The sequence below is a fragment of the Microbacterium proteolyticum genome (assembly GCF_029639405.1).
Classification (GTDB): Bacteria; Actinomycetota; Actinomycetes; order Actinomycetales; family Microbacteriaceae; genus Microbacterium.
In genome coordinates, this window is the sequence record NZ_CP121274.1 from 659,950 (window position 1) to 676,341 (window position 16,392).

Here is a 16,392-nt window from a genome sequence, read left to right on the forward strand (position 1 = left end):
GTTCGTGGGGCGTCGGGGAGAGGGGACACGGGAGGGGCGGCGCGGGCGCCCCTCCCGTGCCCTGGGTCACCCGATGGCCTTCTGGATCTCGTCCTGCGCGGTCGAGAGGAGGGTGGTCACGTCGCCGCCCGACACGGCCTTCTGCGTCAGCTCGTCGATGTCGCTGATGACGTCGACGCTGTTGACGACGCCCGGCAGCAGCGCGCGACCGGTGGAGGCGATCTCACTCAGCGAGGCCACGACCGGGTTGGACGAGACGTCGCTGAGGGGGATGTCGGTGCGCAGCGGAGGCCAGCCCGACCCCAGCGACCACTTCGTCGCGACGTCCTTCTGGAAGAAGTACGCGAAGAACGCCTCGGCGCCGGCCTTCTTCGCATCGTCCGCCTGGGCGGTGACGGCCATCGAGACGCCGATGGCCGAGGCGGCCTGTTCGGCGGGACCGGCCGGGATCGCGGCGATGCCGTAGTCGATGTTGTTGTCCTTGGCGATGGATGCCATCCACGGACCGCCGACGTGCATGGCCGCCTTGCCGGAGCTGAAGAGCTTGTCGGCCGCGATGCCGTCGAGTCCGGTCGGCGAGATCTTGTCCTGGGTGATCGCGTCGGTCCAGAACTTCAGGGTGGCGGCGTTCTGCGGCGAGTCGATGACCGCCGTGGTGCCGCCCTCGACGATGTCGCCGCCTCCGCTGAGGAAGAGGCTGGGCCAGAGGCCGTTCGCGACGGTCGCGTGGTCGGGGATGGCGACGCCGTACTGTTCGGGCGTCCCGTCGGAGTTCTCGTCGATGGTGAGCTTCTTGGCATCCGCGACCCATTCGTCCCACGTGGTGGGGGCGGCCGTGATGCCGGCGGCGGAGAAGAGCGCCTTGTTGTAGAACATCGCCAGCGGCACGAAACCGGTCGGGACGCCGTAGGGGGTGCCCTGGACCGTGACCATGTCCTTCGCCTGCGACACCAGGTCGGCGGTGTTGCTGTCGCTCGAGCCGTAGAAGTCGCTGAGATCGGCGAAGGCCCCCTTGTCGGCGTAGACCGGGAGTCGCTCCGCGGGCATCGCGACGATGTCGGGACCCTGCTTCGACGAGAGGGACGGCAGCAGGGTGTCGTCGATGACCGCCCACGTCTTCGTCTCGGTCGTGATGACGTAGGTGCTCTGCGAAGCGTTGAAGTCGGCGACGATCTGGTCGAGGACCTTCCCGTCGGCTTCGGTGTAGCCGTGCCAGAACGTGATCGGGACGGGACCCGCGTCAGCGGGGGTGGAGGAGCCGGAGCATCCCGCCAGGACGAGAGCCGTGGCCCCCACCGTCGCGAGGACGGCTGCGGTGCGCTTGATCATCTTCTTCGATGCCTTTCTGTGACTGCGTCGTCGGGTTCGCCTCGGTTTCCCGGGCCGCTGCTTTTACAACGATGTAGGTAAACGTTGTAAATGGATGATCGCCCGTGCGTGCGTGCCTTGTCAAGCACCGCTCTCAGGACCGCGTGGACTCGCGCTCCACGAGGTGAAAATCAGCCAGGAACTCCCGCGGAGCGACCTCGGCGTCACCCGTGATGCGTTCGACGAGAAGGTCCACGGCCACCCGGGCGATCTCCGATCGCCCGGGGTCGATCGTCGTCAACGCGGGCAGCGAGTACCGCGTCTCGTCGAGGTCGTCGAAGCCGACGATCGCGACCTCCTCCGGGATGCGCACTCCTCGCTCCAACAGCACCCTCATCGCGCCGAGGGCGAGGGAGTCGTTGAACCCGACGACCCCGTCGAACTGGACCCCCGAATTCAGGACGGCACGCATGGCTTCCGCGCCGTCGATCCGGTGCCATCGGTCCACCGGCACGACGAGCCGCGGGTCGAGCTCGCGTCCCGCCTCGGCGAGGGCGGCTTCGTAACCACGGAGACGCAGCCCCGCCGAGCCGACGACCTCACCGGGGTGGGACCCCAGCGCGAGGATGCGCCGTCGCCCCGCCGCGATCAGGTGAGCCGTCGCGGCGTACGCGGCTTCGGTGTTCCGCATGGTCACGTGGTCGTGCGCGGAGTGGAAGATCCGCTCCCCCAGCAGCACCATCGGCATCCCGACCTCGTCGAGCAGAGCCGCGTCGTCCTCGCCGAGCGAGAGCACCGAGTAGAGCACGCCGTCGAGGCCTCGGCGTCGCGCGCCGCGCAGGGCCGCGAGCTCGCTGTCGCGCTCCGCGTCGAACTGCTCGATGAGCACGGAGAAGCCGTGCGCGCGCGCCGCGCGCATGACGTCGTCCGCCAATTCGGCGAAGTACGGGTTCCGCAGATCGGGGACGATGAGCCCGATCATGTCGGCCCGGCCCGACCGGAGGCTCCGCGCCGCCTGGTTCGGGCGGTACTGCAGTTCGTCGATCGCGGCCTCGACCCGCTCGCGGGTCGCCGACCGCACGTGCGGATAGTTGTTGATCACGTTCGAGACCGTCTTGATCGACACCCCGGCCGCGCGTGCCACATCGTGCAGCGTTGCGCTCATGGCATCCCTCCCCCACCTCTGTGCGCCGACTCTACAACGTTGCAGACCCGGGCACCCGGCCGGCCGCGGGCCCAGATCACGCGGCCTGGCCGAGATCACCCGGCGCGAACGCGCCAGGACGTGTGCGCTGGCCCAGATCACGTGAACTGGATGCCGGCCCGGCGGCTCGGTCTCCGCGAGCGCACACGATCCGCACGAGCGCGCACGCTCCGGGCGCCCCGCCCATGTGCGTTCGACCGGATCGTGTGCGCTCGGCGACGGGCAGGCGGGCGGGGGGGCGGGCGGGCGGGCGCCAGATCACGCGACCTGGCTGAGATCACGCGGCGCAAGCGCGCCACGACGGGTGCGCTCGCCCAGATCACGTGAACTGGATGCCGCGACGCACCGGCCGCGGCACCACCCGCGCCGGCACCGGCCGCGGCGCCGCCCGCGCCGGCACCGCCCGCGCCGGCACCGCCCGCGCCGCCCAGCCCCGCGCCCGCGAGCGTCAGATGACCTCGGCGCTCCAAGGGTCGGGGCGGCCGAAGCGGAACGCCTCGATCGAGATCGCCTGTTCGCGCAGGAACGGCAGCAGCTCGATGCGGCCCGCGGTGGTGACCTCGCCGGAGTACACCGTCAGGGACGGGTCGCCGCCGAGCGCTTCGGCCAGCGCGACGCGCAGGGTCTCGGCCGCATCGGCCGTGCCGACGAGCCGCACGCGCGACGGTCGCGGCAGAGGAGAGATCACCGCATCGCCGGCAGGCTCGGCATCCGGGATGCCACCCGCCATACGCTGCAGCCACTCCTCGTCGGTCTCGACCGAGACGGGTACCGCGCTCTCGCCGAGCAGGTGCCGTACCGCGGCGGGGAGCCCCACCGGCGTACTGAGGCTGAAGCCCGAGCCCGAGCGCACCGCCGCGACGAGCACGCGGAGCACCGCCTGCCACGGGGCGTCGGCGGTGGCGCGGATCGCGACGTCGGTGGGGCGGTAGCGCAGCAGGTTCCGCTCGAGGCCGAGGCGCGAGGCGTCCTTCACCCGTGCAAAGTCGCGATCCCACGCGACGGCGTCCGACAGCGCACCGCGCCGCAGCCACTCGAACGCGGCGTAGTCGAGCGTCGGCTGCGCCGCTTCGATGAGCGACGAGATGCGCGTGTCGAGGCCGCGCAGATGCAGCGTCGACGACGCCGGACCCCCCGACGACGGCCGCCACGACCCGAGCGCGACGAGTCGGTTCGGGCCGCCCGACATCGCACCGGGGCCCACGCCCGAAACCCCCCGACCGCCGAGGGGCTCGCGCTGCACGACCCCGCCCGTCGTGGGGCGGTTGACCCGCAGCACGGCGGCATCGACGGTGTCGAGCCAGAGGTCGAGATCGGCGGCGTCGCGGGTGTGGAGGCCCGCGACGAATCCGGACCCGACGACGTTCTGCAGTTCGATCGCGCGTCCGAGGGTCGGAGCGTGCAGGATGCCGAGCACCGGCGCCGCCACAGCGGTGCGGGTCAGGTGCGAACCGGCGTGGACGCCCGTGCGGACGCCCGGGGTCCAGAAGCGGCCCGCCGTCTCGGGACCCAGGTCGAGTTCGCGCGGCTCGACGAGCCAACGCTCCCCGTCGGCGAGGACGGTGAGGGCGCGACGCACGTCCCCCTGCGGCTCCTCGACGAGCGGTCCGACGTCGGACAGCGGGTCGTCGGCAGGACCCACGCGCAGCGACGCCACGGCATCCTTCAGCTGCTCCAGGAAGCGCGTCGACCGCGCCGCGGCCCCGACGAGGATCACCAGCGACGATGCGGTCGCGGCCTGTCCCGCTCGGGCGAAAGCCCCGGCCACGATGTCGGCGACGGCCCGATCGAGGTCGGCCGACGGGGCGACGACCACCGCGTTGCGGCCGGCCGTCAGCGCCTGCAGGGGCAGGCTGGGGCGCCATTCGAGGAACCGTTCGGCCGTCGCCCGCGCGCCCGCGAGCAGCACCCGGTCGACGCCGGGGTGGACGAGGAGCGCCCGACCGGATGCCTCTTCGTTCAGGTCGACGTAGGCGAAGGCGTCCCGCGGAACCCCCGCCGCCCAGAGCGCCTCGGCCACGACCGCGCCCGCCCGTCGCGCGCGCGGCGACGGCGTGAGGATGACACCCGATCCGGCGGCGAGCGCCGCGAGCGTCTCAGCGGCGCAGAGACCGACCGACGAGTTCCAGCGGGGAGCGACGACCGTGAGACGGTCCGGCACGAACACCGCACCGGCGACCCGGTCAAGCTCCTTCACGGTCAGCGCGTAGTAGGCGGCGGCGTCGATGGCCTCGTCGACCTCGGCATCCGCCTCGGCGAACAGCGCACCGCCCTCGGACGCGAGCACCTCGACGAGCTCCGCGCGACGTTCGGCGAGCGCGCGGGAGGCCGCCTCGATCACCGCTGCACGCTCGGTCGCCGCCCGGCTCCCCCACTCCTCCGCGGCCTCGCGGACGCGCGAGACGACGGCATCCAGGCCGGCCTCGTCGTCGATGCGACCGGCGGCGGCCGTCGCGTCTCCGGCGGTGGAGCCGCCCACCGCGGCGAGGACGTCATGGGCCCAGGCCCGGTCCGCGGCGACGGTGGGATCGGCGGCCGAGGTGTTGCGGAACCCGGGGGCGGCTCCCGAGAGCTCGGCGGTCTCGCGCACCGAGAACACCGCGGTGTCGACGAACGCCTGCCCGCCGAAGAGCATCTGCTGGACGTCGGGGCCGAGGGCCTGCGTGTCGCCGGGGGCCGCGTCGCGGGCGATGCCGAGGACGGCCTGCGTCAGACCGGGCTCGGGTGAGTCGTCGGCGGCGGGCTCGCGCAGGATCGGGGGCGTCGGGACGGTTCCGCGCTGCGGCTCGCGCGGCGGGGCCGGCGAGAGCTCGGGCGTCGCGAGGGCCGTCGTCACCCGGGCGTGGACGTCGTCGTCGGACGCGCGCCTCCCCGCCGCCTGCGCGGCGAGCGGTGCCACCACGGCATCCGCGTCGTCCGGGTGCACCACGGGCGCGAGCACGATGTGGGCACCCTCCACGCTCCAGGCCACGCCGAGCGGCAGGGCGAGGTCGATGGGGACGTCGGCGGTGTCGGCCAGGCTCCGAACGATCGCCGCCCGCACCGGATCGCCCGTCGCGAAGGCGACGCGCAGCCCTTCGGCGGCCCGGCGGCCGAGGGCCTCGCGCACGGCGGCGACGGCGAGCGCGTCGAGGTCGGCCGTCGCGGTGACGGCGGGGGCGCGCCAGCCGTGCCGCGCGGCGCGGAGCGCGTCGTCGGTGGCCGGGACCGCGTCGTCGAGGCGCACCGCGAGGGGCGCTCCCCCGGCGGCGACCCGCACCCGCGCCCAGGCGGCGAGCTCGCGCAGTGCGCCGAGCGCCTCGGGGACGGCGATCGGCAGCGCGATGCCGGCGTCGGCGGCCGACAGGCTCGACTCCTCGAGCACACGGGTCAGGACGGCGACGGTGAGGTCGAGGTCGTCGCGTCCCTCGGCGACGAGCGTGACACGCGTGCCCGCGCCGGCGGCATCCCGGAACAGCGGCAGCAGCCGCTCCGCGGCGTGCTCGACATCCGCTTCGAACGCCCACCGCGAGAGCCCGGTGACGACCTCGCCCACCGCGACGGAGACCCGGGCGACGTCGTCGCGGGCGGCGAGGGCGCGGATGCCGTCGAGCCGGTGCCGTGCGGCCGACTCGCCCCGGACGGTCGGTGCCGTGAGCCGCAGGTCGGCGACGGCATCGGCACCGAGCGCGGCGAGCGCGGGGCCGAGACGATCGGTGCGCGCGTCGAGAGACAGGGGCGAGAGCGCATCCGAGAGGGCGCGGCGGGCGAGGGGCACCGCCGGGCTCGGGAGGACGGGAGCGATCGCGCCGCCCAACTGGACCGCACCGCGCACCATCCACGGGAGCGCCGCCGGGGCGTCGCCGGCGAGCCGGTGCAGCGCGGCCGCGGGGGCCGACGTGCCCTCCGGCCGCAGGACGTCGTCCGCGGCGCGCGCGAGGAAGTCCAGGGCCTCGGGGGACGCGACGGGCGACGGGAGGGTCGGGGTGGAGGCGGCGAAGGTCGCGGCCAGGGCCGTGGCGCGCTCGACCGCGTCGGCGGAGAGCAGGGGACCGTGCGCGTGCGGGTCGTTCTCGCTCATGCTCCACAGCCTAGGCACGGCGCCCGCGAGCCCCGGGCGGCCCCGCCGCGCGGGCGAGAATCCATCGCCCACCCTCAGGGACCGCAGTTGTTGCACCCGGAGGAAAAATACCTGACAGGTGTTTCGTTTTCTGTCATCGCCGTGCTTTCATGTGACCGGGTACCCACCATTTAGCCCCCCCTTGGATGGAAGGTCACTCCGTGAACCGCATATCGAAAACGGCTGTCGGCATCGCTGCCCTCGGCCTCTTCCTGACGACCTCGGCCGCCGCTCCGGCGTTGGCCCAGACCCCGGATGCCGCCGTGGACGGCGTGGACGCACAGCTCCTGGAGGCGATGGCCGACGACCTCGGCACAGACCTCGACGGAGCCCGGGACGTGCTGCGTTTCCAGGCCGACGCGGTCGACACCGCCACCGACACCGCCGCCGTGACCGGCGACGCGTTCGCCGGCTCGTGGCTCGACGAGTCGACGCGCACGGTGTACGCCGCGGTGACCACCGACGACGCCCGCGCCGCCGCCACGGAAGCGGGCGCCGTGCCGGTGTCCGTCGAGCACTCACTCGCCGATCTCGAGGCCGTGACCGCGCGGATCGAGGCGAGCGAGGTCCCCGACGTCATCCCGTCGTGGTGGATCGATGTCGAATCCAACGACGTCGTGGTCGATGTCGTCGCCGGTGGCGAGCGGACCGCCGCCGACTTCATCGCGAGCCTCTCGGCACCTGCCGACGCGGTGCGGCTGCAGACCGACGTTGCAGCCCCCGAGACGTTCGCCACGATCCGCGGCGGCATCGCGTATTACATCAACAACGCGAGCCGGTGCTCGGTGGGCTTCGCGGTGCAGGGCGGCTTCGTGACCGCGGGCCACTGCGGCGTCGCCGGTGACAGCACGAACTACGGCACGTTCCAGGGATCCTCCTTCCCCGGCAACGACTACGCCTGGGTGGCCACGCCCGGCCACACCCCCGTCGGTCAGGTCTCCGACTACGCCGGCGGAACCGTCGCGGTGAAGGGCTCGACCCCCGCCGCGGTGGGCGCGACCGTCTGCCGTTCGGGCTCGACCACCGGGTGGCACTGCGGTCAGGTGCAGGCCTACAACTCCACGGTGCGCTACTCCCAGGGCTCGGTCTCGGGCCTGATCCGCACGTCGGTGTGCGCCGAGCCCGGTGACTCGGGCGGATCGCTCCTCGCCGGCAACCAGGCCCAGGGCGTGACCTCGGGCGGCTCGGGTGACTGCTCGACCGGCGGGACGACGTACTTCCAGCCGGTGAACGAGATCCTCCAGGCCTACGGGCTGCAACTGCTCACCAGCTGACCCCGCGTCGCAAGAGACCCCGGTCGCGCCTTCCCGCGCGACCGGGGTCTTCTCCGTCTCCGGGCGACACCCGCGCGAACGCCGACGCCCCATTCGCTACTGTCGATTCGCCCCGACACCTGGAGGACCCCGTGGCCGTGAACTTCACCGACATGCCCCTCGAGCTTCTGCGCGAGTACCGCCCGGAGCTCGTCGAGCCCGACGGGTTGGACGCGTTCTGGTCCGACACGCTGGCCGAAGCCCGTGCCGCCGCGCGGCCCGCGACGCTGACGCGCGTCGACGGACCGGTGCGCGCTCTCTCGATCCAGGACCTCACGTTCACCGGATTCGCCGGCGACGAGATCCGCGGCTGGGTCGTGCGCCCGCACGGCGGCGAACAGCTCCCAGCCGTCGTCGAGTTCATCGGGTACGGCGGCGGTCGCGGCCTCCCCGGCGACAAGATCGCGTGGGCGGCCGCCGGCTACGTGCACGTCATCATGGACACGCGCGGCCAGGGATCCGGCTGGAGCATCGGCGACACCCCCGACCCGCACGGCTCCACCGCCGCCTACCCCGGCGTCATGACCCGCGGCATCCACGACCCGCACGAGTACTACTACCGCCGCCTCTTCACCGACGCCGCGCGTCTGGTCGACGTGGTGCGCGAGCTCCCCGGGGTGGATGCCACGCGCATCGCCGTCACCGGGGGCAGCCAGGGCGGTGCGCTCGCGATCGCCGCCGCGGCACTGTCGGGCGACGCGGTGGCCGCGGTCCTTCCGGACGTGCCGTTCCTGTGCGACATCCCCCACGCCATCGTGCGCACGCCCTCGCCGCCGTTCACCGAGGTCACGCGCTGGCTGTCCATCCACCGCGACGACACCGCCGCGGCGCTGCACACGCTGTCGCACATCGACGGGGCGATCCTCGCCCGCCGCATCCAGGCGCCGGCGTTCTTCTCGGTCGCGCTGATGGATGACATCGTGCTGCCGTCGGGGGTGTTCGCGGCGTTCCACGCGCTGGCATCCGAGGATGCCGCGATCGAGGTCTACCCGTACAACGGCCACGAGGGCGGGGGCTCGCGCCACTGGGCGCGTCAGGTCGCGTGGCTCGACGCCCGCTTCGGCCTTTCGGGCTGACGCCCCGCACGCGTGAGTCGCCATGATTTGTCGCCTGGCCGTGGCCCGAGGCGACAAATCATGGCGACTCACGCAACGGGCGGCTCAGCGCCAGTCGCTCGGTGCGGGACGCTTCGTCGAGGGCAGCGCGGAGGCTGCGGCCCACTCGTGCACCCACGGCTCGACGTCGGGCACGCCCTCGGGGCGCCCGACCGCCGCGAACAGCTCCTCGTGCGGCACGGTTCCGCCCGAGCGCCGCAGGATGCGCGCGCGGATGATCGCCCGCGCGAAGATCTCGCCGTCGACCACCGCACGGTGCTCGAGGTAGACGGCACGATCGTCGTGTCCGAGCAGCCGCGTCTCGAGCTCGAACCGCTGCCACAACTCCAGCGAACGGCGGAACGTGATGGTCTCGGCGGCGACCACGGCGTACCAGCCGTGCGACGTCATCGCACCCGCGATCCCGGTGCGCGTCAGCAGATCCCATCGCCCCAGATCGAACAGCGACAGGTAGCGCCCGTTGTTGAGGTGGCGGAGCAGGTCGATGTCGGTGGGGAGGACGCGCAGTCGCATCCGCCCGACCGCGTTCGGATCGAGGGGGCCTTCGCGACGCAGTCGGAGCCGCGCGCGGAAGAGGACCAGCAGGGTGCGCCACAGAACGTTCACGACCGGCGAGCGTAGTGATCTTCCTATGGAACGGCGATTTGTTTGTCCGCTGCCGACAAGGCGACGGGGTCCGGCTCGCGCGGCGGATACACCCAGGTCACCAGGACGACCGAGACGATCATCAGCAGGAACCACGACGACAGCTTCGACGCGTCGACCGGATGCCACCCGCCCACCTGCGACGGGTAGAGCCACGCCCCGGCGTACGTGGCGATGTTCTCAGCGAGCCATATGAACACCGCGACACCCGCGAACGCGAGGAGGAGCGGCATCCGGAACGTCCCCCGGAAGAAGCGGAACCGCATCGTCGTGCGCCCCCAGAGGACCACGACCGCCGCCACCAGCACCCAGCGGAGGTCGACGATCCAGTGGTGGGTGAAGAAGTTCGCGTAGATCGCGGCGGCCACGATCGCGGTGAGCCACCGCCGCGGATAGCGCGAGAACCGCAGGTCGAACAGGCGGTACACCCGCACCATGTAGCTGCCGACCGCGGCGTACATGAAGCCGCTGTACAGCGGCACGCCCCCGATCCGCAGCACTCCGTCGGCCGCGTACATCCAGGAGCCGACGTCGGTCTTGAACAGCTCCATGACCGTTCCGACGACGTGGAACAGCACGACCACGCGCAGTTCGCGCAGCGTCTCCAGCCGCCCGGCCACCATGACGACCTGGATCACCACGGCGGCGATCGTCAGCGCATCGTTGCGGGCCAGTGCGGCATCGTCGGGGTACCAGAGCTTCGCGGCGACCACGACGGCGAGGAACGTCGCCCCGAAGACGCACGCCCACGCCTGCTTCAGCACGAACACGGTGAACTCCACCAGCCGCGCCCGCGCGCCGGTCGCCGGCGCGGAACGCAGGAGCCGGTTCGCGAACGCGTCGATGCGCGCCTCGACCGAGGTCAGGGCGGGGCGCGCGATCATGCCCGGGATCGTGGCACGCGACCCTGGCAGGATGCCGGGGTCATACCGCACCGCCGGGTCGTCCGAGGCCGATTTCCCGGTGGCGGAAGGGCCGCGTAGAGTCGCGCCATGACTGCGGAACCCCGAACCGACATCGTCGTCCGTCCGGTGCGAGATGTGGATGCCGAGGCCCTCGGCCGCGTGCACGCGACGTGCTGGCACGAGACGTACGACCACCTGATCAGCACGGCCGCCCTGGAGGCGGTCTCCCCCAAGCGCATGGCCGAGCTGTGGACCCACTGGGCCGCCCAGGGCGATGACTACCGCATGAGTGCGGCGCTCGTCGACGGCGAGATCGTCGGCTTCGTCGGCTCCGGCCCGGCCCGCGACGAGGACGCCCCGCGCCCGCGCGAGCTCTACTTCATCTACCTGCTCGACCAGTTCCACGGCACGGGCATCGGGCAGCAGCTCTTCGACGCCGCCGTCGAAGGCGACGAAGGCCTGTACCTGTGGGTCGCCGAGGACAACCCCCGCGCGCACCGCTTCTACGCGCGCAACGGGTTCGCGCTCGACGGCGCCTCGCACGTGGAGCCCTTCCTCGGTGAAGAACTCACCGAGGTGCGTTTCGTCCGCTGACGTGCTGCAGATCTGGGCCCTCGCCGGCATCGGTGAGATCTCGCCGGGCACAGACCTGGTCGAAGTGATCGCGGATGCCGCCGGAGACACCCTCCGCGACGGCGACATCGTCGTCGTCACCAGCAAGATCGTGTCCAAGGCCGAGGGGCGCATCCTCCGCGCCGACGACCGCGAAGACGCAATCACCCGCGAGACCGTGCGGCTCGTGGCATCCCGCACCTCCCCCGCCGGACACGTGACCCGCATCGTCGAGAACCGCCTCGGCATCGTGGCGGCCGCGGCCGGAGTCGACGCCAGCAACACCCCCGAGGGCACGGTGCTGCTGCTGCCCGAGGATCCCGACGCGTCGGCGCGCGCGATCGCCTCCGGACTCCGCCTCGCCACCGGCGCGCACGTCGGCGTGCTCATCACCGACACCCTCGGCCGCGCCTGGCGCGAGGGTCAGACCGACCACGCGATCGGCGCCGCGGGCGTGCACGTGTTCGAGGATCTGCGCGGAACGACGGATGCCGAGGGGCGCCCGCTCGTCGTGACGCTGCCGTGCGTCGCCGACGAACTGGCGGCGGCCACCGACCTCGTCAAGGGCAAGGCGGCGCGGCTGCCCGTCGCGATCGTGCGCGGCCGCGCCGACCTGGTGGGTGACCTCGACCTCCCCGGCGCCCGCTCGATCGTGCGCCCCGCGGAGCGCGACATGTTCGCCCTCGGTTCCGACGAGGCGTACGCCGCCGGGTTCGCCGCGGGCCGCGCCACGGCCGACTCCGCTGCCGAATCCGCCGACTGAGCGGCGGCGTCCCCTCGTCCCACTTACGGCGGCGCATGTCCCAGTACTGGCTGGTCAGGCGGCCGCTGAGCGACAAGCAGTGGGACATGGTCGTGAGCGGCGGCGCGCGGCCTCGCGACTACAGAGCCTCGGCAGTCGGCGGCGCAGCGCACCCTCGTCCCACTTATGGCGGCCTGCGTCCCAGTAGTTGCTGGTGAGAGGGCCTCTGAACGACCTGAAGTGGGACATGGTCGCGCCTCGCGGACATGGTCGCGCCTCGCGGACATCGTCGCGCCTCGCGGACATGGTCGCGCCTCGCGGACATGGCGCACCGGAGAGCCGGACCCCGCTCAGCGGACGCCGCGGGCGGCGAGCGCCTCGCCCAGCTGGTCGGCGTGGCGGAGCGACAGCACGACGAACGGGATGATCCCCGCCCGCAGCGACGGGCGGGCCCCCCGGGCGCGCTGCGCCTCGCGCACCTCGGCGGCCAGCCGCGCGAGGACGGGGATCGTCGTGATCGTCACCGCCAGCAGGAGCGCGGCACGCTCGGCATCCATCCCGACCCGGCGCAAGGGACCGAGGCCGCGCTCGAGAGCGTCGAGCATGTCGTCCACGCGGGTGGTGAGCGGGAGCAGCGCGGCGACGAGGAGCGCCGCCGCGACGCGCGCCGTGTTGGCCAGGGCGGGTTCGGGGCCGAGGAATACGAGCTGGCCGATCACGGTGATCGCGAGGATCCAGCGGAGCCCCCACACCTGCCGCCCGAGCTCCCGCACGCCGATGCCCGACACGACGTAGGCGAGGAGCACGGCCACCGCGCAGACGGCCGCCACCCACGCGGCGGTCGGCAGCGCCGCCAGCCCGACCGCGACGACCGCGAGCAGCAGCATCTTGGGGCCCGCCGACATCCGGTGCAGGAGCCCGTCACCGGGGCGGTACAGGGTCAGCACCGCAGGGCCCGTTCGTAGGCGTCGACGACGTCGGATGCCGCACCCGCGGCGCTCACCGCACCGTCGGCAAACAGCACGGCGGCGTCGCAGCGCCGCGCCAGGGCGAGGTCGTGCGTCACGAGGAGGAGCGCGTGGCCGGTGTCGGCGAGCAGGTGATCCGCGACGCGGCGCGCGTTGCGCGCGTCGAGGTACGCCGTGGGCTCGTCGGCGACGACGAGGTCGGGCTCGCGGACGAACGCCCCGCACAGGGCCAGCAGCTGCTTCTGGCCGCCGGAGAGGTCGTGCGCCGGCCGCTCGGCGAGCTCGGCGAGCCCGAACCGCTCGAGGGCGCGCGCCACCCGCTCGGCACGCTGCGCTCTGGGCAGACGCTCCGCGCGCAGCGAGAATCCGACGTCGTCGCCGACCACCGGCATCACGATCTGCGCGTCGGGGTTGCTGAGCACCAGGGCGACGCGACGCCGGAGCTCCGCGGCATCCCGGTCGGGGTCGAGGCCCAGAACCTCGACGTCGCCGGCGTCTCGTCGGACGAGACCGGCGACGACCCGCGCGAACGTCGACTTGCCCGACCCGTTGTCACCGATCACCGCGATCGTGCGAGCGTCCAGGTCGAGGTCGACCCCGCTCAGCACGGCGCGTCCGTCGAGCCGCACGGTCAGGTCGCGGCAGCGCAGCACCCCGGTCATCGGACCACCTCCACGAGCGCGGCGACTCCCATACCCCCGCCGATGGATGCCGCGGCGACACCCATCGTCCCCGCCGGCGCCCCGCCGCGCACCAGGCGCGAGAACAGGCGCACAACGGCGACGGCGCCGCTCGCTCCCCACGGGTGGCCGAGCGCCAAGGCGCCGCCGTCCGCGCACACGCGCGGGTCGTCGTCGGCGATCCCCAGCCGCGAGAGCACAGCGATGCTCTGGGCGGCGAACGCCTCGACGAGCTCGATCGCGGCGATGTCGCGGATCGAGGCCCCCGCCGCAGCCAGGACGGCCTCGATCGCCGGCGCGGCACCGATGCCCGGGAGCGCCGGGTCGACCCCCACCACGGCGCCCGCGCGGATCGCGAGTCCGGATCCGGCCGCGGCCACGACGACCGCGGCGGCGCCGTCGCCGATGCGGGTCGACGTCCCGGCGGTGACCGTGCCCCCGGGGAACAGTGCGGGCAGCCGTTCCCGCACGGCCGCGTTCGGTGCGATCGCATCGTCGCGGCGCGCGGCGCCGATCGCCACGATCTCGGCGTCGAAGCGTCCAGCCGCGACCGCGGCCGCGGCGCGGAGATGACTGCGGGCCGCGTGCGCGTCCTGGCGCGCCCGGTCGATTCCGTCGCACGCCGCGAGGTCCTCTGCCGCGCGGAGCATGTCGGGGTCGGCGAAGCCGGGCGGGGTGAACGGCGCACGCGTGTAGGCGACGCCGTCGCGCGAACGCTCGGGAGCCGTGGATGCGCTCTCGACTCCCCCGGCCACGCGCGGCCTCCCGTCGGCGCGGACGGACGCCGCGGCATCCAGGATCGCCGCCAGCCCGCTCCCGCATTGACGATCGACCGTGCCGCCGGGCACCGCGGGTCCGAGCCCGGCGGCGAGCGCGGCGATGCGTCCGGGGTTGCCGCCCGGCCCCACGCAGTTGCCGAGCACCACGTCGGCGATGCCCCCGCCGTGCGCGAGACCGGCGTCGGCGACGACCGCGGCCACGACGGCACCCCCGAGCACCCCGACGTCGGCACCGGCGAGCGCCCGTCCGCGCAGCGCGAGGGGCGTCCGCCGGGCGGCGACGATCACCGGATCAAGCATGACGGGTCCCTCGGTCGAGGACCTCGGTCGCGAGACGCACCGCGTCGGCGCGGGCGGGCTTTCCGGACGGCGTGCGCGGCAGCGCACCCATCACCCAGCGACGGGGTCGATGCGCGGGTCCGAGCCCGCGCGCGACCGCCGCGCGCAGCGACTCCGGGACAGCACCGCTCGTCGGCGCGCCGCCGACGGAGGAGTCGTCGAGCTCGACGAACGCGGCGACGAGGGCTCCGACCCCGGGATGCGGCATCCCGAAGACGACCGCGTCGCGCACACCGGGGATCGATCGCAGCGCGCGCTCCACCTCGTCGGGGATCACGGTCGCCGACGCGGTGAGGATCGCCTCGTCGGCGCGCCCGCGCAGGACGAGGCGGCCGTCGCGCATCTCCGCTCGGTCACCGACGCTCGCCCACGCGCCGTCCCGGCGCAGGGGTCCTCCGTCGCCCAGATACCCGGATGCCACGAACCCCGACTGCACCCACACCTCACCGTCGCGCACCTCGACGTCGACGCCGGGGAACGCGCGCAGTCCGTCTCCCTCGTCGACCGCGACGAACGAGAGTTCCGCGGCCCCGTAGTACGACACGACACGGATGCCAGCGGACTCGGCGCGGGCGCGCAGTGCCGGGTCGAGGTGCGATCCGCCCACGAGCGCGGCGCGCAGGGTGGGCGGGGCTCCGCGATCGAGGAGCGCCCGCAGAGCCTCGGGCGTGCCGTGGAAGCAGGTCGCCTCCGAGAAGTCGTCGCGGGCGGGACGCGGACCGCCCGCGAGGGCGTGGGCCAGCGAGAACAGCGTGATCGACGCGGCGGGCGGGGCGGGGAGCGCCACGGCGGCGTCGGGACCGGCGTCGAGGAACCCGGCGACCGCGGCGAAGGATTCCGCCCAGGAGCGGGCGGAGCGCAGCACGATCCGCGGCGCGCCGCTGCTGCCCGAGGTGAGCGCCGCCCACGCCGTGTCATCGGGCATCTCGGCCCTCTCGGCCGTCCGCCGAACGGCCGCGAGCTGCTCGGCCGACCACCGCGGATCGGTCACGAGGGGCACCGCACCGGCGGTCCGCAGCTCGGCCAGGTGCGCGAGCAGGTCGGGCCGGTCGCCGTCGACGACCGCGATCACGCGGAGACGGTGGCCGGTTCCGTGGCGGGCGCCCGCCACTGGCGGCGGAAGCCGCGCGGATACGACCGCACCAGCAGCGTCACCACGATCGTCGCGATCGCCGCCTTGATGAGGTCGCCCGGGACGAACACGAGGCTCGTCAGCGCGGTCTCGGCGAGCGGCAGACGCGTCACGAGACTCTGGACCGGGATGCCGAGCGCGTAGATCGTCACGATCCCTCCCGCGACCATGGCGATCGCCGTGCGCCACCAGACCGGGCGTCGATTGCCGGCGTGCACGATGAGACCGATGACGATCGCCCCAAGGATCCACCCGATCGCGTACCCCGCCGACGGACCGAGGAACACCGCGAAGCCGCCGCGCCCTCCGGCCAGGAGCGGCAGACCGACGGCGACCAAAACGAGCAGGACCGTCACCGACAGCGCACCGAGCCACGGACCGAGGATCGCACCCGCGAGCATGACGCCGAGCGTCTGCGCGGTGATGGGCACGCCCCCGAAGACGGAGAACCCGCCCGGAAGGCCGAGCACCGCGATCAGTGCGGCGAAGACGGCCACGCGAGCGAGGTCGGTGGCATCCGGAGTGCGAGTGGTCATGTCGGTCCTTACCTG

The 16,392-nt window shown here is 73.4% G+C and carries 14 protein-coding genes; 4 read left to right on the plus strand and 10 right to left on the minus strand.

Features of this window, described 5'->3' with window-relative positions:
* Positions 1–66 precede the first annotated feature (66 nt).
* The 3 genes from P8R59_RS03860 to P8R59_RS03870 form a co-directional block, all read right to left on the minus strand.
* Entirely contained in the window at positions 67–1,329 is a 1,263-nt protein-coding gene (locus tag P8R59_RS03860) for an ABC transporter substrate-binding protein (protein ID WP_278102807.1), read from the minus strand.
* A gap of 133 nt (positions 1,330–1,462) precedes the next feature.
* Positions 1,463–2,473, minus strand: coding sequence for a LacI family DNA-binding transcriptional regulator (locus tag P8R59_RS03865; RefSeq protein ID WP_278102808.1), 1,011 nt, complete (start codon positions 2,471–2,473; stop codon positions 1,463–1,465).
* A 487-nt stretch (positions 2,474–2,960) separates the two neighbouring features.
* Complete coding sequence (locus P8R59_RS03870) at positions 2,961–6,572, minus strand: proline dehydrogenase family protein (protein ID WP_278102809.1); 3,612 nt, start codon at positions 6,570–6,572, stop codon at positions 2,961–2,963.
* Between the two features lie 200 nt (positions 6,573–6,772).
* On the opposite strand from P8R59_RS03870, the gene P8R59_RS03875 reads away from it, so the two are divergent.
* Both P8R59_RS03875 and P8R59_RS03880 read left to right on the plus strand, forming a co-directional pair.
* The gene (locus P8R59_RS03875; protein WP_278102810.1) at positions 6,773–7,885 is read left to right on the plus strand and encodes a S1 family peptidase; all 1,113 of its coding nucleotides are present in this window, start codon (positions 6,773–6,775) and stop codon (positions 7,883–7,885) included.
* Positions 7,886–8,022: 137 nt separating this feature from the next.
* Positions 8,023–9,000, plus strand: coding sequence for an acetylxylan esterase (locus tag P8R59_RS03880; RefSeq protein WP_278102811.1), 978 nt, complete (start codon positions 8,023–8,025; stop codon positions 8,998–9,000).
* Positions 9,001–9,084: 84 nt separating this feature from the next.
* Here the strand turns inward: P8R59_RS03880 and P8R59_RS03885 are convergent, their stop codons facing one another.
* The gene (locus P8R59_RS03885; RefSeq protein WP_278102812.1) at positions 9,085–9,645 is read right to left on the minus strand and encodes an acyl-CoA thioesterase; all 561 of its coding nucleotides are present in this window, start codon (positions 9,643–9,645) and stop codon (positions 9,085–9,087) included.
* A 23-nt stretch (positions 9,646–9,668) separates the two neighbouring features.
* A complete protein-coding gene (locus tag P8R59_RS03890; protein WP_278102813.1) occupies positions 9,669–10,568 on the minus strand; it encodes a DUF817 domain-containing protein in 900 nt (299 codons plus the stop codon).
* Positions 10,569–10,676: 108 nt separating this feature from the next.
* Between P8R59_RS03890 and P8R59_RS03895 the strand changes: the two genes are divergently transcribed.
* Both P8R59_RS03895 and cofE read left to right on the plus strand, forming a co-directional pair.
* A complete protein-coding gene (locus P8R59_RS03895) occupies positions 10,677–11,183 on the plus strand; it encodes a GNAT family N-acetyltransferase (protein WP_278102814.1) in 507 nt (168 codons plus the stop codon).
* Between the two features lies 1 nt (position 11,184).
* Entirely contained in the window at positions 11,185–11,964 is a 780-nt protein-coding gene (cofE, locus tag P8R59_RS03900; RefSeq protein WP_278102815.1) for a coenzyme F420-0:L-glutamate ligase, read from the plus strand.
* Positions 11,965–12,293: 329 nt separating this feature from the next.
* Here cofE and P8R59_RS03905 read toward each other — a convergent pair whose 3' ends face one another.
* From P8R59_RS03905 to P8R59_RS03925, 5 genes are read right to left on the minus strand one after another with little or no spacing between them, the layout of a single operon-like run.
* Complete coding sequence (locus tag P8R59_RS03905) at positions 12,294–12,890, minus strand: energy-coupling factor transporter transmembrane component T family protein (protein WP_278102816.1); 597 nt, start codon at positions 12,888–12,890, stop codon at positions 12,294–12,296.
* Positions 12,884–13,573, minus strand: coding sequence for an energy-coupling factor ABC transporter ATP-binding protein (locus P8R59_RS03910; RefSeq protein ID WP_278102817.1), 690 nt, complete (start codon positions 13,571–13,573; stop codon positions 12,884–12,886). The genes P8R59_RS03905 and P8R59_RS03910 overlap by 7 nt, the downstream gene beginning before the upstream one ends.
* Positions 13,570–14,670: a thiolase family protein gene (locus P8R59_RS03915; protein ID WP_278102818.1), complete on the minus strand. Its 1,101-nt coding sequence runs from the start codon at positions 14,668–14,670 to the stop codon at positions 13,570–13,572. Before P8R59_RS03915 ends, P8R59_RS03910 begins: the two co-directional genes overlap by 4 nt.
* A complete protein-coding gene (locus tag P8R59_RS03920) occupies positions 14,663–15,781 on the minus strand; it encodes a class I adenylate-forming enzyme family protein (protein WP_278102819.1) in 1,119 nt (372 codons plus the stop codon). The genes P8R59_RS03915 and P8R59_RS03920 overlap by 8 nt, the downstream gene beginning before the upstream one ends.
* The gene (locus tag P8R59_RS03925; protein WP_278102820.1) at positions 15,778–16,377 is read right to left on the minus strand and encodes a biotin transporter BioY; all 600 of its coding nucleotides are present in this window, start codon (positions 16,375–16,377) and stop codon (positions 15,778–15,780) included. The genes P8R59_RS03920 and P8R59_RS03925 overlap by 4 nt, the downstream gene beginning before the upstream one ends.
* Positions 16,378–16,392: the final 15 nt, after the last annotated feature.